We start from the raw sequence: 19,775 nt of genomic DNA, 5'->3' as shown, positions 1-19,775 counted from the left end.
GCCCGGTCTCCGGCGGCGGCGTGCCGCACCAGGGCGGCCTGGTGCAGACCCAGAACGGCGCTTGGTACTACATGGCCTTCCAGGACGCCTACCCCGGCGGCCGGATCCCCGTCCTGGCCCCGATCACGTGGACCTCCGACGGATGGCCGACCGTGCAGACCGTCAACGGCGGCTGGGGCGCCTCCTACCCGAACCCGGTCACACCGCGTCAGGTGAAGTCGCCGACCGGGACCGACACGTTCACGGGCACGGAGCTGGGGCCGGAGTGGGAGTGGAACCACAACCCCGACACCACGAAGTTCAGCGTCGGCAGCGGACTGCGGCTGCAGACCGCCACCGTGACCAACGACCTGTACTCGGCCCGCAACACCCTCACCCACCGCATCCTCGGGCCGTCCTCCACGGCGACGATCCAGCTGGACTACTCCCAGATGCGCGACGGTGACCGGGCGGGGCTGGCGATACTGCGCGACTCCTCGGCCTGGATCGGCGTACGGCGCGACAACGGCCAGACCCGGCTGGTCGCGACCAACAACCTGACCATGAACAGCAGCTGGCAGACCACCTCCACCGGCACCGAGGTGGCCTCCACCTCTGTCTCCGGCGGGCGGATCTGGCTACGGGTCAACGCCGACATCCGGCCCGGCACCGGCCGCCAGGCCAAGTTCTCCTACAGCACCGACGGGGTGAACTTCACCTCCTTCGGCCCCGCCTTCACGATGGGCAACGCCTGGCAATTCTTCATGGGCCACCGCTTCGGCATCTTCAACTACGCCACCCAGTCCCTGGGCGGCTCGGTCACCGTCAACCGGTTCGACCTCACCACCCCCTGACGAACACGATGCTGAGGAGCAGTCAGATGGGCAGGATTCTCCGCTGGGCGATGGCGGCGGCACTCGCCGCCGGATCCCTGGTCGCGGTCGGCAGTGCGACAACCCCGGCCGCGGCCCTGGACAACGGGCTCGCCCGTACGCCCCAGCTGGGCTGGAACGACTGGAACAGCTTCGGCTGCAACGTCAACGACAGCCTGATCCGGCAGACCGCGGACATCATGGTGTCGAGCGGCATGGCGGCGGCGGGCTACCAGTACGTGAACATCGACGACTGCTGGTCCACCAAGAGCCGCAACGCCAGCGGCGACCTGGTGCCGGACCCGCAGAAGTTCCCCAACGGCATCAAGGCGGTGGCCGACTACGTCCACTCCAAGGGCCTGAAGCTCGGCATCTACTCGTCGGCGGGTCTCACGACCTGTGCGGGCTACCCGGCGAGCCTCGGCAACGAGCGGCGGGACGCGGCCCTGTGGGCGTCCTGGGGCGTCGACTACCTCAAGTACGACAACTGCGGCGACCACCAGGGCAAGAACGGGCAGCAGCGGTACCAGGCGATGCGCGACGCGCTGGCCGCGACCGGACGCCCGATCCTGTTCAGCCTGTGCAACTGGGGCCAGGAGAGCGTCTGGACCTGGGGCATGCAGACCGGCAACTCCTGGCGCAACACCGGCGACATCCAGGCGAACTGGAACTCGGTCATGGGCATCCTGGACCAGCAGGTCGGACTTGAGGCGTACTCGGGGCCGGGCGGCTGGAACGACCCCGACATGCTGGAGGTCGGCAACGGCTCGATCACCGGCACCGAGGGCCGGGCCCACTTCAGCCTCTGGGCTCTGCTGAACGCGCCGCTCATAGCGGGCAACGACCTCCGCACGATGAGCGCCGACACCCGGACGATCCTCACCAACACCGAGGTCATCGCCGTGAACCAGGACTGGGGCGGCCGGCAGGGCAGCAAGATCAGCGACAACGGCAACCTGGAGGTCTGGCGCAAGCCGATGTCGAACGGATCCGTCGCGGTCGTGCTGCTCAACCGGGGCACCTCGACGGCGACGGTGTCCACCACCACCTCCGCCCTGGGTCTCGGCGCCGCGTCCTCCTACTCGGTCCGCGACCTGTGGGCGCACAGCACCGGCTCCTCGACGGGCACGATCAGCGCGTCCGTGCCCGCGCACGGGGCGGCCATGTACGTCGTGACCGGAGGGGGCCTCGTCACGCCCTCGGCCACGCCGAGCTCCCCGGGCACGAACGGTGCGATCAAGGGGGTGGGTTCCAGCAGGTGCCTGGACGTCGCCTCGCAGACCAACGGCACGCAGGCGCAGATCTGGGACTGCAACGGCCAGACGAACCAGCGGTGGTCTCAGACCAGCTCCGGCGAGCTGCGCGTGTACGGCAACAAGTGCCTGGATGTGAACAACCGGGGCACGGCGGATGGCACTAATGTGATCATCTGGGATTGCAACGGCCAGAACAACCAGCAGTGGCGCTTCAACGCGGACGGCACCATCACCGCCGTCGGCGCGAATAAGTGCCTCGACGTGCCCAACAACGCCACCGCGAACGGCACCAAGCTGACAATCTGGTCCTGCAACGGCGGCGCGAACCAGCGATGGACCCGCGTCTGACCCCTACACGGTGACCTTTCTCGCCGGGGGACCATCCCCCGGCGAGGGACGGCAAGGAGCACGTATGTCCCACTCGACGGCCCACGAGTCCGCTGCCTCGCGGATAAACACGAGCATCCCCCATCCGGCGCGGGTGTACGACTATCTGCTGGGCGGCAAGGACAACTTCGCGGCCGACCGTGAGGCCGCCGAGCAGCTCCTGAAGACGTCGCCGGGCACGCGGGAGGGCGTCCAGGCCCACCGGGCCTTCCTGCGCCGTGCGGTGGGCTACCTCGCGGCGGAGGCGGGGATCACGCAGTTCCTCGACATCGGGACCGGCATCCCCACCCAGGGCAACACCCACGAGATCGCGCAGGAGGCCAACCCGCGGGCCAAGGTGGCCTACGTCGACAACGACCCGATCGTCCTGGTCCACGGCCGCGCACTCCTGCGGGGCAGCTCGGCCGGGGCGACGACGGTGATCGAGGCCGACATGCGGGAGCCGGAGACGATCCTGTCCCACCCGGAGGTCCGGGAGGTGATCGACTTCACCCGGCCGGTGGGCGTCATCCTGGCCGGGGTCCTGCACTTCCTCCCCGACGACGAGGGGCCGTACGCGCTGGTCGAGCGGTTCAAGGAGGCGGTCCCCCCGGGCAGCCACCTGCTCCTGTCGCACATCACGCTCGACTTCGCCCCCAAGGTGGACCGGGAGGAGTTCACCAAGCCGTACGACAACAGCACCGCCCCCATGGTGCCCCGGACGCTCGCCGAGGTGCTGCCGTTCTTCGACGGCTGGCGGGTGATCGACCCGGGCCTGGTCGAAGTGGTGCGGTGGCGGCCGGACGACGGCTACGAGTACATCCCGGGCGGGCACGCCTGGGCCTACGGCGGCGTCGCCGTGAAGCCCTGACGGCGCCCTGGCGGCAGGCATCCTCGCACCGGCGCAGGCCGGCCCGGCCCGTGCGGTCCCGTGAGGCGGGACCGCACGGGCCTCAGCGTGCCGGGATGAGCGTGGGCCCCGCCTCGACGACCTTCAGCGGCGCGGAGCCGTACCGCCGCCGCAGCGCGGCGGAGGCCCGGGCCACGCCGGTGACGCCGACCTCCACCGCGGTGCCGTCGGGACGGACGGCCACGGAGGTGACGGACACCCCGCGCCGGCGCCAGTAGCCGATGTCGCCGCGCACGCGGGCGGCCAGCGCGTCCAGTTCGCGGGCCGCGTGCGGGGCGTCGCGGATCTGAACCGGCGCCCCCGGAAACCGTCTGCGCAGCGCCGCGTCCAGGGTGGCCGACGGGCGCCGGTAGACGATCAGGCGGCGGCCCGAGGGGGCGAGGACGACCCCGGCGTAGTGCCGGGGGAAGTCTCGCCGCAGGATGGCGTCGATCCGGTCCGCGGTCCGGGCGAGCTTCACCTGGTCGACCGGTGCGCCGCCCGACGTGTCGCCCACCGCGCGGCCCGTCGTGTCCGACGCGCCGCCCGCCCCGCCCGGGGCCGCGGGGCCGCCTCCGCCGGAGGCCGGCGACGCGCAGGCCGCCGTGGTGAGCAGGCACCCCGCGGCCAGCGCCCCGAGCAGCGCCGCTCCGGCCCTGCCGGCGATCTTCGCCTGGCGTCGCGGGGGCGCGGTGGCGCCCAGGCCCGCCACGGCCCCTCCGGTGACCGGATCGTCCTGCTCGTGCCGGTTCATGGGCCGCCCTTCCTGTCAGTGTGAGCCACTGTGGCCCGCACCCTCCTCGCTGAGGGTACGGGCCGTGGTGGTGGCGGGGGCGGAACCGCGGTCGCGCCGCGGTCCCGCCCGATGCCGGGCCGGTCGGCCGGCTCAGCCGAGTGTGATCGCGATGCCGGGGAACGCGGAGGTCGCGTTGCTCCACGGCGAGTAGTACATCCGCCAGGCGCAGGTCCGGCCGCTGGTCACGTAGCCGGTGCAGGTGACGGCGGTGCTGGTGTCGATGGCGGTGTTGACGCCCGCCGCGTACACCTGGCTGGTGTTGGCGGAGTTGACGACCTCCACCGAGCCGCCGCTGTCGCCCTGCCCGACGGCGTTGGTGTGGGCCGTCTGCTCGGCGCGGACGGTGCCCGTGATCAGGTAGCCGACGTTGATGGTCACGCCCGTCTGCTGGACCTGGATGCTGCAGTTGGTGCCGGAGTAGGCGCCGGAGGTGCACAGCCACATGCCGACGTAGCTGCTGGTGGTGCCGATGACCGGGTTGTTGTACTCGGTGGACACGTTGCCGACGGGGTTGTTGAAGACCCGGCCCGCGGCGCTGGTGTTGATCAGCAGGACGTCCAGGCCGTTGTTGTCCTGGGTGACACTGCCGATCACCTCACCGGTGGGGTCGGTGGCCGTGTTGCCCGCCGCGGCGCAGTGACCCGCCGACAGGATCTTGCTCGACCCGCCGTAGGTCACCGCGAAGCCGGTGCTGCAGCCTCCGCCGGGGGACTGCCACGCGCCGCCGCCGTACCAGGGCGGGGAGTCGTTCCAGCGGGTGGCCAGCTGCGGGCGGACGCCCGCCTCCACGGTGATCGGCACGGTCTCGCCCGACGCCGCCGAGCGGGCCCTGCCGGCGTCGACGCCGGTGACGGTGAGGCCGGAGCCGTCCACGCGGGGCGCGATGGACGTGATCGCGCTGCCGGCCCTCTTGGTGATCCGGGCCATCGCGGCGGTGAGTTCCGCCGCGGAGTGCCGGGCGGGCAGGACGCTCACCGCGACGTCGCCGCGCAGCTGGCCGACGAGCCCGTCGATCGCCTGGGAGGTGCGGCCCTTCCAGTACAGGCGCAGCTCGTGGTTCTCGGGGGCGACCACGATGCCGGCGTAGCCGCCGCCGTTCCGCTCCTGCGCGACGGCGGCGGTGATGCGGTCCGCGGCGCGGACCAGCCGCTCCTGGGTCGCGAGGAGGTCCTTCCAGGACGCGAAGCCGCCGGGCACCGCGCCGGCGGGCTCGATGGCCTGTGTCGTGGTGTCCTTGCCCGGGTCCTGTGCGGCGGCCGGGTGAGCACCGGCGACGGCCACGAGGACGAGGCCGGCGCCGAGCGCGGTCGCGAGGCGGGCGAAGCGTCCTGTGGTCCTGGTGGTGGGGGAGAGTTTCACGAAGGATTTCCTCCTTGCCGATTCGATCGGGGCGAATCCGGTATTTCACGAATTGAGGGTCCGATCAATGGCTTGACGCAGAGGTCTACCGGCGGTATTACGCGAAGTCAGACAGCCGTATACGGGGATTGCGGTCGAGAATTATGCGCGTCCCGTCAGTGCCCTGTGCTGCTGCGATGGCGCTGCCTGCGGGGACTTCCGCGCTACCCGAATATCCCGTATCGGAATGTCTTCGGCGGAGCGGAATTGGTGAACCGAAAGCGGGGATGAAGGGAGCCCTGAACAACCATCCGGGCCGTCCGCGCGGGGAAAAGGGCGCGCGAGAATACGGCGTCGGCCGAGGGCGCGGGCCGGGGGTGCGGCCACTGCCGCGGCGGTGCGACGGCCGCGCACGCCGAGATCGCGATCCGGCCGGGCGGGCCCGGCCGGCCGGATCGCGATCCGTCTCGCCGTCAGCCGTCGATGCGGTGCGTGGTCCAGAACGACGACAGGTCGGCCGAGGTCGCGGCCTGGGCCGCGGCCTTGAAGTCCGCCGTGGTCGAGATCCCGTACCAGTGGGCGGCGGCGTAGTTTCTCAGGAGGTTCTCCATGGCCGTCGTGCCGATCGCGCGCCGCAGGTCGTGCAGCGCGCACTTGCCGTAGCCGTAGACGACCGTCGAGTACCGGCTCGGGTGGGCGTCCCAGTAGGCCATCGAGTTGGTGATCTTCTCCGCGGACGACTGCCAGGAGACGCTGTTCCAGCAGTTGGTGCCGGAGAGGCCGTTGTAGAGGTCGGTGGCGTAGTCGGCGAACGACTCGTCCAGCCACGGGCTGGTGTACTCGTCGTCGCCGACGATGCCGTACCACCACTGGTGGGCCAGTTCGTGGGCGAGCGCCGTGGAGCTGATCACGTCGAGCACGAAGCCGGGATACTCCATGCCGCCGAACCAGAAGTTGTTGTCCAGCACCACGTCCACCTCGGCGTACGGAAACGCGCCGAACCGCCCGGCATGCGCGACCAGGGCGTTCTTCGCCGTGGTCATCATCGAGCTCGCGCTGCTCGAACTGATCGAGCTCACCCGGTAGACGTTCACCGTGACGCCGGTGGTCGTGGTGCTGGTGGTCTTCGTGAACGGCCCGGCACCCCAGGCGAACTCACGGACGTTCTTCGCCGTGGCCCTGGTGACCGTGCGGCCGGAGGCGCCCGGCGTGTCGACGGAGGTGCCGGTCGCGGGCACGAGCAGCGACGTCGGGTGGTCGAGCGTGACGTCGTAGTCGCTGATGAGCGCGTAGAAGGACTCTCCGTTGTTCGTGTAGGGGTCGAGGTGCCATCCGCTCGCGTCCCGGACCGCCAGGACCGGCAGCGCGTTCCCGACGAAGTTGTACGACCCGTCGCGGCCGAAGCGGTCGGCACCGCTGGGCACCACGATGCTGAGATCGAACCCGACCGAGGCGCTCTGGTTCTGGGCGAGGGCAGCGGGCAGCGTGATCTTCATCGCGGTGCAGCCGGCCGAGAGGGCGGACGGCGTGCCCCCGGTCACGTTGGTCACCGTGATCGGGGTGGACGGGCACGACCCGTGGGCGTTGTCCCACAACCGGAGGTAGACCTCCGTCAGGGGGTCGGCGGACGCGTTCGTGAAGGTGACGCTTTCGTGCCCCGTCCAGGTCGTGCCCGAGGTGTTGCTGCTCAGGGTGACGGTGTAGGAGGGCTTCGACGGCGTCCGGATGCCGTCCGCGGCGTGGGCCGCCGGCGGGACACCCAGGACGAGGAGCGACGCCGCGGCCGCGGCGGAGATCAGGACTCGTCGCAGCATGAGGACGGTCTCCCTTCAGGTACCCGGCCCCCGAATCTGCCGACGTAATCTAACTTTTTGTCAACAACCGGTCAATGGACCGCCACGCCGGTCGCCCACCCCCGCCGCGTCCGGGCACGACGCCGACGGCGCCGCCGAGTCGCATTCTGGGCGGTTCGAACGGCCATTTTCGGTCGTCCTTTCCGCCCGCGTGAAACGGCGCCGCCTCCTCGATGTCATATCGGGAACGCCCCAGCCCGTCATTGCCGGTGACCGGACCCCGAAATGGCCAAAATTTCAACGAACAAAAACTCTGGTTACACGGCTTTCACGCAATGTTCGGCCGTTCGAAACTCGGATCCGGCGCCAGGCGGTTAGGGATGCGGGGCGGGCGGGCGGCCCGTACACCAGGGCCGGTGGAGAAGACAACGTCGTCGGGGGTGATCGAGACCACAGGCGCGCGGCTCGCTGCCGATCTCGTCGTACGGCCCGGCCCGCCACCACTGAAACCGATTTCAGCGGCGCGCGACACGCCGATTTTTTGATCACGAAGTCCGCTCAAAAACACGAATTTCGCACAATTCCCAATAACCCCGGAAAAGCCTAGCCTGATGCCGCATTGATCAACTCGCAGCAACCGGGAGACAACCCTTGCGAAGTTCATCCATGGCCGTCGCCCTCACGACGGCCGCCCTTCTCGGCCTGCCCGCCGTGTCCGCCGCGGCGCAGACCGTCCCGCCGGCCCTCTCCGGTGTGGTCCCCTCCGGCTCTTCCGCGGCGACGGGAGCCGCCGCGGCGTCCCCGGCCGGGGACCACACCGTCACCCTCGTCACCGGCGACACCGTGCGGGCGCGTGTGGAAGGCCACGACCTGCGCGTCCTGTCGGCCGAGCCGGGGGAGGGGCGTACGGGGATCACGTTCGACGTCACCGACCGCGGTGACCAGGTGTCGGTGGTCCCGTCGGACGCGGCCGCCCTCATCAAGGCCGGCCGCCTCGACCCCGAGCTCTTCGAGGTCGGCACCCTGATCGCGGACGGCTACGACGACGAGCGCAGCCAGTCCATCCCGGTCATGACCACCTACGGCAAGAGCACGACCACCGAGAACGCCGACCGGGCCCGTGCCGCGTTCGGCGGGGCGGCCAAGAGCCGGCGCGTCTTCCCCCGGCTGGGCATCAGCGCGCTCGCCATCGGGAAGAAGACCGCGCCCGACGCCTGGCGCGGCCTCACCGGCGGCTCCGCCAAGCCCACCGGCCTGCAGGGCGGCGTCACCAAGCTGTGGCTGGACGGCAGGGTGACGGCCGGGCTCGACCAGAGCGTCCCGCACATCGGCGCGCCGACGGCGTGGGCGAGCGGGTACGACGGGGCCGGCGTCAAGGTCGCGGTGCTGGACAGCGGGTACGACACCGACCATCCCGACCTGGTCAACCAGGTCGTCGCCTCCGCCGACTTCACCGGCAACGCGAACGGGGTCGAGGACGGCCAGTCGCACGGCACGCACACCGCCTCGACCGTGGCCGGGACCGGCGCCGCCTCCGGGGGCCAGTACAAGGGGGTCGCCCCCGGCGCCGACCTGGTCATCGGCAAGGTCCTGAACGACGAGAACTGGGGCTACGACTCCTGGATCATCGACGGGATGAACTGGGCGGTCGGCCAGCAAGGCGTCAAGATCGTCAGCATGAGCATCCAGAGCGGCCCGGGCTACCCCGACCACCCGATCGCGACGGCGATCAACAGCCTGACCACCGAGTACAACGCGCTGTTCGTGGTCTGCTCGGGCAACTACGGCTCCGGCACGTCCACCATCAGCTCCATCGGTGTCGCCGACAAGGCGCTGACCGTGGGCGCGGTCGACCTGACCGACACCGTGGCGGGCTTCTCCAGCCGCGGTCCGGTGGGCGACCAGGGCCTGAAGCCGGACATGACCGGCCCCGGCGTGAACATCACCGCGGCCGTGCCCGGCGGCGGCTACGGCACGATGAGCGGGTGCTCGATGGCGACGCCGCACGTCGCCGGGACGGCCGCGCTCGTCAAGCAGCGTCACCCCGCCTGGGGCGCGCAGCGGCTGAAGGACGCCCTGATGGGCACCGCCGCGGCCGCCGCCGGCTCCACCCCGTACACGTACGGCACCGGCCGGGTCAACGCGGCCCGGGCGGTCAGCCAGTCGCTCACCGCCAACCCGCCGAGCGCCGCGCTGTCGGTCACCTCGGCCCAGCCCACCGCCACGCAGACCGTGACCTACACCAACGACACGACCTCCGCGGTGACGCTGAACCTGGCCGTGTCCGCGACCGACGCGGCCGGGACGACGGCAGCCCCGTCGGGCCTGTTCACCCTGAGCGCGAGCACCGTGACGGTGCCCGCGAACGGCACCGCGCAGGTCACCGTCACCCTGCACCAGGTGAGCTCGGCGATCAGCCTCTTCGGGGGCGTCCTGACCGCCACGTCCTCCGGCGGCGCGTCGGTGCGCACCGCGCTGGGCGGCCGCATCCAGGCGACCTCCACCTACAACACCACGGTCCGCGTCCACTACAACCCCGGCGCGGGCAACACCATCACCCTCCGCGGTGACTCGCCGCTGAGCTGGTCCAGCGGGCAGAACTGCGTCAACACCGCGGCCGGCCTGTGGGAGTGCGGGTTCAACCTCGCCACCGGACAGGCGTTCCTGTACAAGCCGCTGATCAACGACACCGTCTGGGCCACCGGCTCCAACTACTACGGTGTCGGCGGCGGGACCTACGACATCTACCCCAGCTTCTAGTCACCTGCTGACGGGACCCCCGGCCGGACGCCTTCCGGCCGGGGGTTCTCCGTTCCCGGGCGTACGAAGCCGCGGTCGCGCCCCGGGCCGGTCCCGGCGGGGGCCTCCGGGCCGGGTCAGGTGAGGGACTCGCCGCCGTCGACGGTGACGACCTGGCCGGTGACGTAGTTGTTGGCCATGAGGAAGAGGGCCGCGGCGGCCGCCTCCTCGGCCGTGCCGATGCGGCCCAGGGGAGCGGTCGACCCGGCGGCGGCGATCGCGGCGTCGGAGTCCAGCCCGGGCAGCGAGCGGATGAGCGGCGTGTCGATGCGGCCGAAGCGGACGGTGTTCACGCGGATCCGTACAGGGGCGAGTTCCACGGCGAGGGCCTTGGTGAGGGTCTCCACGGCGCCGGCGACCGACAGCGGGGCGGTCAGCCCGGGGGCGGGGCGGACCACGAGGATCCCGGAGCTGAAGGTGAGCGAGCCGCCCGGCGGAAGCCGGTCCGCCGCCGCGCGGGCGACGGCGAAGGCCGGCCAGAGGCGGGAACCGAGGGTCGTGCGGATGTCGTCGGCCGACAGGCCGGTCAAAGGGCCGGCTCCGCTGAGACCGCCCGCGGTGACGAGCGCGTGGTCGGCGTGCCCCGCCTTGTCGAAGGCCTCGGCGAGGGTCCGCTCGTCCCCGGCGTCACCGGGGACGGCCAGCACGGCGTCGTCGGGATCCTCGGCCGGGCCCGCGCTCCGCACCCGGGAGACGGCGGCCTTCAGGCGGCCGGGGTCGCGGCCGACCAGCACGACGCGGGCGCCGACCGAACGCAGCAGGACGCCCGCCGCCAGGCCGATGCCCGAGCTGCCGCCGATGAGGACCGCGGTCCTGCCGGAGAGGGTGCCCGGCAGCGGCGTACGAACGGGGATGGGAGCCATGGTTGTCACTGGAGAGCCTCCGATGAAATAAACCATCTGGTTGTTTTACTCCTGGCCCCGATCCTGCCGTCTGTACGGAGGGGAGTCAACCGGATGGTTTAATCCGTCCATGGCCTACGACGCGGAGCACACCAGGCGACGGATCTTCGAAGCCGCCGCCGCCGAGTTCGCCGAGCACGGACTCGCGGGGGCCAGGGTCGACCGGATCGCGACGACCGCCAAGGCCAACAAGCAGGCCATCTACCTGTACTACGGCGGCAAGGAGAAGCTGTTCGCGGCCGTCCTGCGGGCGAAGCTGGAGGAGGTCCGCGTCTCCGTCTCCATAGATCCCGACGCGGTGGCCGAGTCGGTGGGGCAGATCTTCGACTGGTACCGGGAACACCCGGAGCTGATCAGGCTGCTGCTCTGGGAGGCGCTGGAGATGTGCGACGAAGTCGCCGAGAGCGAGCGGGAACGCCGTGACGGTTTCCGCGAGAAGGTGCGCCATCTCGCGGGCGAGGGTGTCACCCCCCATCCTCCCGAGCGTGCGCGCGTCCGCGCCGCCCAGGACCTGCTGTTCACTCTCATGGGACTGATCGCCTGGAACTTCGCGGTGCCCCGGATGTGCCGCCTCGTCCTGGACGAGGAGACCGACCAGGCGGCTCTGGCCCGGCGCCGTGAGACGGTGATCGAAGTCGCTCGTGCGCTCGCCGCCGCCCCGGAGGTGTTCGGTGCGGTATGACGCTCCCCGCGGCCGGTTTCCGGGGAGCGGGCGCGGCCTGACCGCCGGCACCGGTCAGGCCGTGGTCCGGACCGGGCCCGCCCACCTCAGTTCCGGCAGGTTGACCACGATGGCCTCCTGGGTGCTCCGGGCGATGACGACGACGGCCTCCAGGCCGGGGTCCGGGTTCTCCTCCCGGTGGGGCACGAACGGAGGCACGAAGACGTAGTCTCCCGGCTTCGTGTCGATCCGCACCTCCCGCGGCTCCTCCGCGTCGACGTCGAGGAACACGAACGACGGGGTGCCGCTGACCACGTAGATGGCGGTCTCGGAGTCGCCGTGGTGGTGGTTCGCCGAGACGGTTCCCGGGGCCACGTGCGTCTGGCCCATCCACAGGCGGCTCGAACCGACGGTGGCGCCGCTGATGGCGGCGCGCCGGGTCATCCCGCCCGTCTGCGCGGTCTCGGACGTCAGACCGGCCGGCGCCACGTGGTGCAGCCTGCGGTGGAACGGGTCCTCGGGAAGGACGATCCTGCTGCTCACGTGGCGCTCCTCCGGTGGCGACGGGTATTCACCCATCAAACCAGTAGGACGTGCCGGAATCTTCCGGGTGAACGGTAAACAGTCCGGCGACGCCGGCGAGTCCCCGCGAGGATCACGCGTCCCAGGTCACGGGCAGGCTCTTGACCCCGAAGATGTCGGCGGTCTCGGGGCGCAGGCCGACCTCCTTGGCCGGTACGGCCAGGCGGAGCGTGGGGAAGCGGTCGAGCAGCGCGGGGAAGGCGACCCGCATCTCGACGCGGGCCAGCTGCTGGCCCATGCACTGGTGGATGCCGTGGCCGAAGGCCAGGTGCCCTCCGTTCTCCCTGCGGAGGTCGAGCACGTGGGGGTCGGCGAAGCGCTCGGGGTCGCGGTTGGCGGTGTTGTAGGACAGGATGACCGTCGTGCCGGCCTCGATGGTCCGGCCGCCCAGCTCGACGTCCTCCAGCGCCGTCCTCATGAACGTCTTGGCGACGCTCAGATACCGCAGCAGCTCCTCCACGGCCCAGTCGGTGAGCGCGGCATCGGCGCGCCACGCGTCCAGCTGCGCCGGGTGGCTCAAGAGCGCGAAGGTGCCCAGCGCCAGCATGTTCGCGGTGGTGTCGAATCCGGCCGACAGCAGGATCAGGGCCATCCCCCTCAGCTCCTCGTCGGTGAGGTCGCTGTCGGTGAGGTCGCTGAGCACGTCGTCGGTGGGGTTCGCGCGCTTGGCGGCCACCAGCTCCGCGAGATAGCGCTGGGTCGCGGTGTAGGCCGCGATCAGTTCCTCGTCGCCGGCCTCTCCGCCGAGGAACTTGTCGATCTGGTCCTGGAAGCGGCCCCGGTCCTCGTACGGCACGCCCAGCAGCTCACAGATCACGACGGAGGGGATGGGCCTGGCGAACGCGGTCACCAGGTCGGCCGGCGGCCCGGCCTGCTCCATGGCGTCCAGGTGGTCGGCGGTGATCCGCTCGACGCGCTCGGTGAGCTGTCGCATCCGCCGGACGGTGAACCTGCCCACCAGCGGTCTGCGATAGCGCCCGTGCTGCGGCTCGTCCATCAGCAGGAACTCGCCGGGCGGCGCCGGCGGCACCTCGACGTCCCCGTAGTCGACCAGCGGGTGGTGACGCATGAGCTCCCTGCGCGAGCTGAACCGCGGGTCGGCGAGAACCGACCGGACCAGGTCGTATCCGGTGATCAGCCAGCCCTGGTGTCCGTCGGGGAAGGGGAATCGGCTGATGGGGCCGTGCTCGCGGGCCTGGATGAGCTCCTTCGGCGGGTCGAAGGGGCAGCCGGGCCGACGGGCCGTCGGCAGCGTCGTGACGGTGTGGAGGGAGTCACCCATCGCCGTTCCTCTTCTCGCGATAGTACGTGTTTGAGACATAGTGAAAGCTACGTTGCGTTCAGGGTGGATGTCAATGTCGTAGTTCATGTTTACCCAGCTAGATGGCGTTAAATTGGTGCAATGGCACTGGAGGTGAATGCAACAGCGCGTTGCAATGAATGGAGGCGAAGGCAATACTGGCGGCATGCCAGGAGGACGACTGACCCAGCAGGAGCATCAGCGCATCGCGGCCGGGCTCGCCGACGGGCTCTCCTACGCCGAGGGAGATCATCGAGATGGCCGTGCGGACGGGCCTCCCGAGGATGATCGCGCGCGTGCACCTCGACCTGTTGCTGTCCGAGGACGGCAGGCGCACCGCGGCCGAGCTGACCCGCAGGCTGAAGGTCAGCCCGGCCTCCGTCTCCATGTCCGTGAACTACCTGGTCCAGCACGGGTACGCCCGGCGTGAGCGCGATCCGCGGCGGCGTCGCGACGCCTACGTGGTCGACTGCGAGGCGTGGTACCACTCGATCGTGACCGGCACGCGGCAGGCGCTCGAAGCGGCCCGGGTCGCGATCGCCGCGGCGGAGACCGTCGGGCTCGACGGGCCCGTGGGGCAGCGGCTGGCCAGGGGAGGGGCGTTCCTGGAGCGGGTCAGCCTGGACATGATCGAGTCGGCCGACCGCTGGCGTGCCCTCCTGACCTGCGACGGGCGGAAGAGCTCACCGGGCCCTCGCCCGGAAAGCCGTTGACGGAGGAGAACGGCCAAGAGCATTATGAACACAAGTTCATGAACGACTGTTCATAATCCTGGAGGCATGGTGATCGTCAACAGCGAGCAGGCGGCGGCGTGGAACGGCTACGAGGGCGAGCACTGGGCCTCCCACCGCGACCGCTACGACGCGGTGAACAGCGGCTTCAACGACGCGCTCCTCGGCGCGGCGGCGATCGGCGAGCACGACCACGTGCTCGACCTCGGCTGCGGCAACGGTCAGGTGACCCGGCTCGCCGCGCGCCGGGCGGGTTCGGGAGGGGCCACCGGCGTCGACCTCTCCGAGCCGATGTTGCGCACCGCCCGGCTCGCCGCGCTGCGCGAGGGCGTCGGCAACGTGACCTTCGAGCGCGGCGACGTGCAGGTCCACCCGTTCCCGGACGCGGCGTTCGACGTGGCGGTGAGCCGCTTCGGGGTGATGTTCTTCGCCGATCCCGTCGCCGCCTTCGCCAACGTCCGCCGTGCCCTCCGTCCCGGGGGACGGCTGGCGTTCCTGTCCCTGCGGCAGGCCGGGAGCGGCGACCTGGAGGAGGTGTTCGCCGCTGTGGCCGAGCATGTTCCGGCGCTCCGGCCGGCGGAGGCGGGCAGCGGCCCCGCCTCGCTGGCCGACCCGGACCGGGTCCGGGACGTCCTCGCCGCCGCGGGTTTCCGGGACGCCGGCTGCGCGCCCGTGACGGCTCCGCAGATCTGGGGCAGGGACGCGGCCGACGCGGCGGAGTTCCTCGGCGGCTGGGGGCCCGTGCGTCACCACCTCCGCGCGGTGGACGACACCTCGGCGGCCCGCGCGCTCGACGCGCTGGAGACGGCGCTGCGGCGCTTCGAGGAGCCCGGCGGGCCGCTGCGCCTCACCGGCTCCGCGTGGCTCGTGACGGCCGTCCGGTGAGACGTACGACCTGGGCGGGGCCGAGGTCGCCGCACTAGCATGCGGGGTGATGTCACCGAGGAAAGCGGCCGCGCTGCGAGACGGCGGGCGGAGCCTGCGTGAGCACCTGATCGCCACCGCCGAGCGGCTGATGGCCGAGCGCGGGGCGGCGGGGCTGACCGTGCGCGCCATCGCCCGGGAGGCCGGAGTCGCCGACGGTGTGCTCTACAACCACTTCGCCGACAAGGAGGAACTGCTGGCGTGCGCGCTGCGCGCCCGCGTGCGGGCCGTCGAGAGCGGCCTGGGCGACCTTCCCGAACCGGGCGCCGGCACCGTCGAGGCCGGTCTGCGCGCCTTCGTGGCGTACGGTATGGCCCTGCACGCGGGCATCCTGCCGGTGCTCGCCGGGCTGGCCGGGCAGCCGGCCGTGCTGGCCAGGTTCGCCGGCGGGCCCGTCCCCGGCCTGGACTGGCGCGACCGCCTGCTCGCCTACCTGAAGGCCGAACGGGACCTCGGCCGCCTGGCCCCGGACGCGCGGGTCGAGGCGGCGGCGCGGATGATCGTCGGCGTCTGCCACGAGCCGGTGATGTCCGCCATGGCCTCCGTGCCGCCGCCGGATCCGCCCGCCCCCGCGCCGCCCGCTCCAGCACCGCCCGCCCCAGTACGGGGCACCGCCGGACCGGACGACGCCGGCTTGGACGATCTGGTCGCGGCCGTGCTGCACGGGCTCGGGAGGCGGTGAGCCGCGCCCGTCCGGCCGTCCGGCACGCGGCGTTCCCCTCGGCAGCCGCCCTGCTCCGCCTACCGGCCCAGGTCGCGTACGCGGATGTCGCGGAACGCGATGACCGACTCACCGTCGTGGTTCTGCAGCCCGATGTGGCCCCGGGCGAACTGGCGGCCGCTCGTTCCGGGGTCCGCCGGGCGTCCGGGGAACGGGAGGCCGGGGGCGTTGTCGAACTCGTTCACGACCTCGCCGTTGCGGATCACCGTGTAGTGCTGCCCGACGACGCGGATCTCCAGGTCGTTCCAGACGTTCTTGGCGGTCGGCCGGGCCCGGGCCGGGCCGAGGTCGGCGAACCCGTAGACGGACCCGGTCTTGCTGGGGTCCCCGGCGCCGCCCTCGGGGGTGTCGTTGATCTGGATCTCGTGGCCGCAGTTGACCGCGACCCAGGCGGGGTCGCCGGTCCCGCACTCGGGATCGGCGGCGGGGTCCACACTGGGGAACCGTACGAAAACACCGCCGTTCGACCTCGCGTTCGCGTCCCCGGCCCGCTCGTCCCGGAACCGGAGGCGCAGCGAGAAGTCGCCGAACCGCTCCGGCCTGTACCAGAGCAGGCCGAGCCCGCCGCCGGTGGGCGTGCCCAGGGTCACCACGGTCCCGTCGTCGCGCAGCGCGAAGCCCCGGTCGCCGACATAGCCCCAGTCGCCGAACGACGCCCGCGTGCCGTCGAAGATCCACCGGTACGGCCTGGGCCCGTCCGGCCGGCCGATGCCGGACCGGGCGGCGGCCCGCGTGAGCGCCGCGCGCTCCCGCCCGCCGATCACCCCTGAGCGGCCGAGCCGCCGGGCGACCTCGCCCACGTGGGAGACGAACGCGCCGTGGTCCGGCCACGCGCGCTCGTCGTCGACGAGGTCGTTCACGGTGCAGCCGCCCCCGGCGGGCCGGTTCGCCACGCCGGTGTCGGCGTCCAGGAACCTGACCGTGGGCCGGGCGTCGGGCACCGCGCACGACACCGCCCGGGCGGCGGTCACCGGAGGCGTGATCCCGCTGCTCGCGGCGGCCGCGACGGCGAGCAGGGCTCCGGCGAGCGTCGATCTTCCCGCACGAGAGACGCCCGTGCCGGCCGTGGCCCTCGTCGCCGTCGGCCCGGTGGATCGCCAGGGCAGCCGCACGCGTGGTCCCTTTCACAAGGACGCGGCGCCGAACGCGTCATGGCCGTAAGACCGCCCCGGCCCTGTCGGCGTGCCGGCACCCGTCGAGCCCGGAGCACACACATTGTCACGGGCGTGCGACAGCGCGGTCAACAGCGGGCGTGGCGGTGCCTCCCGGCGTTCTCCTGCGTACGCGTGACGCGCGGTTGGAATATTTCGGTAGTCGAATGAAAGTTTCCGATTGCCGACTACTCCCACAGGTCCTGGGCACCTCGTGAACTTTGCCTCTTCCGATTGCCCCCGCTATGAACCCGTCGCCGGTTGTGGCATCGGAAACTTTTAGGCAGTCTTCTGAAAAATTAAAGGAAGGAAACCTCACGTGAGACGACGCATCGTGGCCGTGCTGACGGCCGTGCTGATGCCCGTGGTCGCGATGGCCGCGTTACTGGTCGCCCAGCCGGCCGCCGCGGCCTCGCTGACCCGGGTGACCGGCTTCGGGAACAATCCGAGCAACCTCAACATGTACATCTACGTGCCGGACCGGGTGGCCTCCCGGCCGGCGCTGCTGGTCGCCGTCCACTACTGCACGGGAACCGCGTCCGCGCTGTACAGCGGCTACTTCCGGGACTACGTCACCGCGGCCGACCAGTACGGATACATCATCGTGTTCCCCGAGGCCACCCGAAGCGGGCAGTGCTTCGACGTGTACTCGCCCCAGGCGCTCAGACGGGGCGGCGGCAGCGACCCGGTGGGCATCATGTCGATGGTCGACTACGCCCGGTCGCGCTACAACGTGGACCCCGGCCGGATCTACGTCAGCGGCGTCTCCTCCGGCGCGATGATGACGAACGTGCTCGCCGCCGAGTATCCGGACGTGTTCAGGGCGGGCTCGGCGTTCATGGGCGTCCCGGCGGGCTGCTTCGCGACGACCGACGGCTCCACCTGGAACAGCCAGTGCGCCAACGGGCAGGTCAGCAAGACCGCCCAGCAGTGGGGGGACCTGGCCCGCTCGATGTACTCCGGCTACAGCGGCTCCTACCCCCGGATGCAGCTGTGGCACGGCACCACCGACAGCACGCTGAACTACAACAACTTCGGTGAAGAGATCAAGCAGTGGACCAACCTCAACGGCGTCAGCCAGACGCCGGCCGCCACCGACACCCCGTCGTCGGGCTGGACCCGCACCCGGTACGGCGGTAACGGCACGCAGCCGCCCGTCGAGGGCGTCAGCGTCTCCGGCCAGGGCCACTCGCTGCCCCTCAGCGGCCAGATCGGCTACGCCATCAACTTCCTCGGCCTCAACAGCACGACGCCGAGCTCGCCGTCTCCCACCCCGTCGCCCACGCCCCCGGACAGCCCGTCGCCGAGCCCCTCGCCCAGCCCGTCGGTCAGCCCGTCGGCGGGTCCGCCCGCCTCCACGCTCGGCGCGGCGGCGGCCCGCAGCGGCCGTTACTTCGGCACCGCGATCGCCTCGGGCAAGCTCGGCGACTCGCAGTACACGACCATCGCGAACCGTGAGTTCAACATGGTGACCGCCGAGAACGAGATGAAGATCGACGCGACCGAGCCCAACCGCGGGCAGTTCAACTTCACCAACGCCGACCGGATCTACAACTGGGCGGTGCAGAACGGCAAGCAGGTACGCGGCCACACCCTGGCCTGGCACCAGCAGCAGCCGGGCTGGATGCAGTCGCTCTCGGGCAGCAGCCTGCGCCAGGCGATGATCGACCACATCAACGGGGTCATGTCCCACTACAAGGGCAAGATCTACGCCTGGGACGTCGTCAACGAGGCCTACGACGACAGCAGCGGCGGCCGCCGCGACTCCAACCTGCAGCGGACCGGAAACGACTGGATCGAGGTGGCCTTCCGCACCGCGCGCGCCGCCGACCCCGCCGCCAAGCTCTGCTACAACGACTACAACACCGACAACTGGACCTGGGCCAAGACGCAGGGCGTCTACAACATGGTCAAGGACTTCAAGCAGCGCGGCGTGCCGATCGACTGCGTCGGCTTCCAGTCGCACTTCAACAGCGGCAGCCCCTATCCGGGCAACTACCGGACCACCCTGCAGAACTTCGCCGCGCTCGGGGTGGACGTGCAGATCACCGAGCTGGACATCCAGGGCGCCTCCGCGCAGACCTACGCCGGCGTGGTCAACGACTGCCTGGCGGTGCCGCGCTGCAACGGCATCACCACGTGGGGCGTGCGTGACAGCGACTCGTGGCGCTCGGGTGACACCCCGCTGCTGTTCGACGGCAACGGCAACAAGAAGGCCGCGTACACGTCGGTCCTCAACGCCCTCAACGCCGCCGTCCCGAGCGACTCGCCCAGCCCCACGCCGCCGGTGAGCCCCAGCGCGACGCCTTCCGACAGCCCGAGCCCGTCTCCTTCGGACAGCCCCAGTCCGACGCCGCCGGTCAGCCCGTCGCAGTCGCCCACGGCCGAGCCCGGCGGGTGCAGCGCGACGATGCGTACGGTGAACTCCTGGCCCGGCGGATTCCAGTCCGAGGTGACCGTGCGTGCGGGGGCTTCGGCGATCAGGGGCTGGACGGTGAGCTGGAACTGGTCCGGCTCCCCGTCCATCACCCAGCTGTGGAACGGCGTCCGGTCCGGCTCCGGCTCGGCCGTCACCGTCCGCAACGAGTCCTACAACGGCACGGTCGCCGCGGGCGGCACCACCACCTTCGGTTTCACCGGCAGCGGCGGCGCCGAGACGCCCAGCCTGACGTGCGCCGCGTCCTGACCGGCGAAACCCGATGACGCGCTCCTGAC

The 19,775-nt window shown here is 71.1% G+C and carries 17 protein-coding genes; 10 read left to right on the top strand and 7 right to left on the bottom strand.

The window, feature by feature from the left end; all coding sequences use genetic code 11:
• The 3 genes from HHX40_RS16490 to HHX40_RS16480 form a co-directional block, all read left to right on the top strand.
• On the top strand, positions 1 to 833 hold an 833-nt coding region (locus HHX40_RS16490; protein ID WP_220499151.1), incomplete at its 5' end, for a hypothetical protein.
• Between the two features lie 26 nt (positions 834 to 859).
• Positions 860 to 2,455 carry a lectin gene (locus HHX40_RS16485; RefSeq protein WP_182881247.1) on the top strand — a complete coding sequence of 532 codons (1,596 nt, stop codon included), beginning with the start codon at positions 860 to 862 and terminating at the stop codon, positions 2,453 to 2,455.
• Positions 2,456 to 2,519: 64 nt separating this feature from the next.
• A complete protein-coding gene (locus HHX40_RS16480) occupies positions 2,520 to 3,344 on the top strand; it encodes an SAM-dependent methyltransferase (protein WP_182881246.1) in 825 nt (274 codons plus the stop codon).
• Between the two features lie 82 nt (positions 3,345 to 3,426).
• Here HHX40_RS16480 and HHX40_RS16475 read toward each other — a convergent pair whose 3' ends face one another.
• The 3 genes from HHX40_RS16475 to HHX40_RS16465 form a co-directional block, all read right to left on the bottom strand.
• Positions 3,427 to 4,116: a hypothetical protein gene (locus HHX40_RS16475; protein ID WP_182881245.1), complete on the bottom strand. Its 690-nt coding sequence runs from the start codon at positions 4,114 to 4,116 to the stop codon at positions 3,427 to 3,429.
• Between the two features lie 132 nt (positions 4,117 to 4,248).
• Entirely contained in the window at positions 4,249 to 5,517 is a 1,269-nt protein-coding gene (locus HHX40_RS16470) for a hypothetical protein (protein ID WP_182877879.1), read from the bottom strand.
• Between the two features lie 452 nt (positions 5,518 to 5,969).
• On the bottom strand, positions 5,970 to 7,310 hold the full coding sequence (locus tag HHX40_RS16465) for a M1 family metallopeptidase (protein ID WP_182881244.1): 1,341 nt from the start codon (positions 7,308 to 7,310) through the stop codon (positions 5,970 to 5,972).
• Positions 7,311 to 7,705: 395 nt separating this feature from the next.
• On the opposite strand from HHX40_RS16465, the gene HHX40_RS36725 reads away from it, so the two are divergent.
• Entirely contained in the window at positions 7,706 to 7,834 is a 129-nt protein-coding gene (locus tag HHX40_RS36725) for a hypothetical protein (protein WP_259403605.1), read from the top strand.
• Between the two features lie 106 nt (positions 7,835 to 7,940).
• Entirely contained in the window at positions 7,941 to 10,049 is a 2,109-nt protein-coding gene (locus HHX40_RS16460; protein WP_182881243.1) for a S8 family peptidase, read from the top strand.
• Between the two features lie 116 nt (positions 10,050 to 10,165).
• On the opposite strand, the gene HHX40_RS16455 is transcribed toward HHX40_RS16460, so the two are convergent.
• Positions 10,166 to 10,951 carry an SDR family oxidoreductase gene (locus HHX40_RS16455; RefSeq protein WP_220499150.1) on the bottom strand — a complete coding sequence of 262 codons (786 nt, stop codon included), beginning with the start codon at positions 10,949 to 10,951 and terminating at the stop codon, positions 10,166 to 10,168.
• A 109-nt stretch (positions 10,952 to 11,060) separates the two neighbouring features.
• Between HHX40_RS16455 and HHX40_RS16450 the strand changes: the two genes are divergently transcribed.
• On the top strand, positions 11,061 to 11,672 hold the full coding sequence (locus tag HHX40_RS16450; RefSeq protein ID WP_182881241.1) for a TetR family transcriptional regulator: 612 nt from the start codon (positions 11,061 to 11,063) through the stop codon (positions 11,670 to 11,672).
• Positions 11,673 to 11,726: 54 nt separating this feature from the next.
• Here HHX40_RS16450 and HHX40_RS16445 read toward each other — a convergent pair whose 3' ends face one another.
• The gene (locus tag HHX40_RS16445) at positions 11,727 to 12,194 is read right to left on the bottom strand and encodes a cupin domain-containing protein (protein WP_310738135.1); all 468 of its coding nucleotides are present in this window, start codon (positions 12,192 to 12,194) and stop codon (positions 11,727 to 11,729) included.
• 112 nt (positions 12,195 to 12,306) lie between these two features.
• Positions 12,307 to 13,515 carry a cytochrome P450 gene (locus HHX40_RS16440; RefSeq protein WP_182881239.1) on the bottom strand — a complete coding sequence of 403 codons (1,209 nt, stop codon included), beginning with the start codon at positions 13,513 to 13,515 and terminating at the stop codon, positions 12,307 to 12,309.
• Positions 13,516 to 13,790: 275 nt separating this feature from the next.
• Here HHX40_RS16440 and HHX40_RS16435 point away from each other — a divergent pair, with 275 nt between their 5' ends.
• From HHX40_RS16435 to HHX40_RS16425, 3 genes are all read left to right on the top strand, one after another.
• Positions 13,791 to 14,246 carry a MarR family transcriptional regulator gene (locus HHX40_RS16435; protein WP_220499149.1) on the top strand — a complete coding sequence of 152 codons (456 nt, stop codon included), beginning with the start codon at positions 13,791 to 13,793 and terminating at the stop codon, positions 14,244 to 14,246.
• 66 nt (positions 14,247 to 14,312) lie between these two features.
• The gene (locus tag HHX40_RS16430; RefSeq protein ID WP_182881238.1) at positions 14,313 to 15,149 is read left to right on the top strand and encodes a class I SAM-dependent methyltransferase; all 837 of its coding nucleotides are present in this window, start codon (positions 14,313 to 14,315) and stop codon (positions 15,147 to 15,149) included.
• Positions 15,150 to 15,198: 49 nt separating this feature from the next.
• Complete coding sequence (locus HHX40_RS16425) at positions 15,199 to 15,870, top strand: TetR/AcrR family transcriptional regulator (protein WP_182881237.1); 672 nt, start codon at positions 15,199 to 15,201, stop codon at positions 15,868 to 15,870.
• Between the two features lie 59 nt (positions 15,871 to 15,929).
• Here the strand turns inward: HHX40_RS16425 and HHX40_RS16420 are convergent, their stop codons facing one another.
• Positions 15,930 to 17,021, bottom strand: coding sequence for a 3-keto-disaccharide hydrolase (locus HHX40_RS16420; RefSeq protein ID WP_220499148.1), 1,092 nt, complete (start codon positions 17,019 to 17,021; stop codon positions 15,930 to 15,932).
• Positions 17,022 to 17,379: 358 nt separating this feature from the next.
• Here HHX40_RS16420 and HHX40_RS36720 point away from each other — a divergent pair, with 358 nt between their 5' ends.
• Positions 17,380 to 19,746 carry a PHB depolymerase family esterase gene (locus tag HHX40_RS36720; RefSeq protein WP_310738134.1) on the top strand — a complete coding sequence of 789 codons (2,367 nt, stop codon included), beginning with the start codon at positions 17,380 to 17,382 and terminating at the stop codon, positions 19,744 to 19,746.
• Positions 19,747 to 19,775 lie beyond the last annotated feature (29 nt).

This window comes from Microbispora sp. H10949 (genome assembly GCF_014161435.1).
GTDB lineage: Bacteria > Actinomycetota > Actinomycetes > Streptosporangiales > Streptosporangiaceae > Microbispora > Microbispora triticiradicis.
This window is presented reverse-complemented; position numbering and strand designations above follow the sequence as displayed.

Coding starts and splice junctions, on each gene's coding strand:
- HHX40_RS16435 (WP_220499149.1), top strand. CDS start 13,791: ATGGCCGTGCGGACGGGCCTCCCGAGGATGATCGCGCGCGTGCACCTC.
- HHX40_RS16475 (WP_182881245.1), bottom strand. CDS start 4,116: ATGAACCGGCACGAGCAGGACGATCCGGTCACCGGAGGGGCCGTGGCG.
- HHX40_RS16455 (WP_220499150.1), bottom strand. CDS start 10,951: ATGGCTCCCATCCCCGTTCGTACGCCGCTGCCGGGCACCCTCTCCGGC.
- HHX40_RS16425 (WP_182881237.1), top strand. CDS start 15,199: ATGTCACCGAGGAAAGCGGCCGCGCTGCGAGACGGCGGGCGGAGCCTG.
- HHX40_RS16465 (WP_182881244.1), bottom strand. CDS start 7,310: ATGCTGCGACGAGTCCTGATCTCCGCCGCGGCCGCGGCGTCGCTCCTC.
- HHX40_RS16480 (WP_182881246.1), top strand. CDS start 2,520: ATGTCCCACTCGACGGCCCACGAGTCCGCTGCCTCGCGGATAAACACG.
- HHX40_RS16450 (WP_182881241.1), top strand. CDS start 11,061: ATGGCCTACGACGCGGAGCACACCAGGCGACGGATCTTCGAAGCCGCC.
- HHX40_RS16440 (WP_182881239.1), bottom strand. CDS start 13,515: ATGGGTGACTCCCTCCACACCGTCACGACGCTGCCGACGGCCCGTCGG.
- HHX40_RS16430 (WP_182881238.1), top strand. CDS start 14,313: ATGGTGATCGTCAACAGCGAGCAGGCGGCGGCGTGGAACGGCTACGAG.
- HHX40_RS16485 (WP_182881247.1), top strand. CDS start 860: ATGGGCAGGATTCTCCGCTGGGCGATGGCGGCGGCACTCGCCGCCGGA.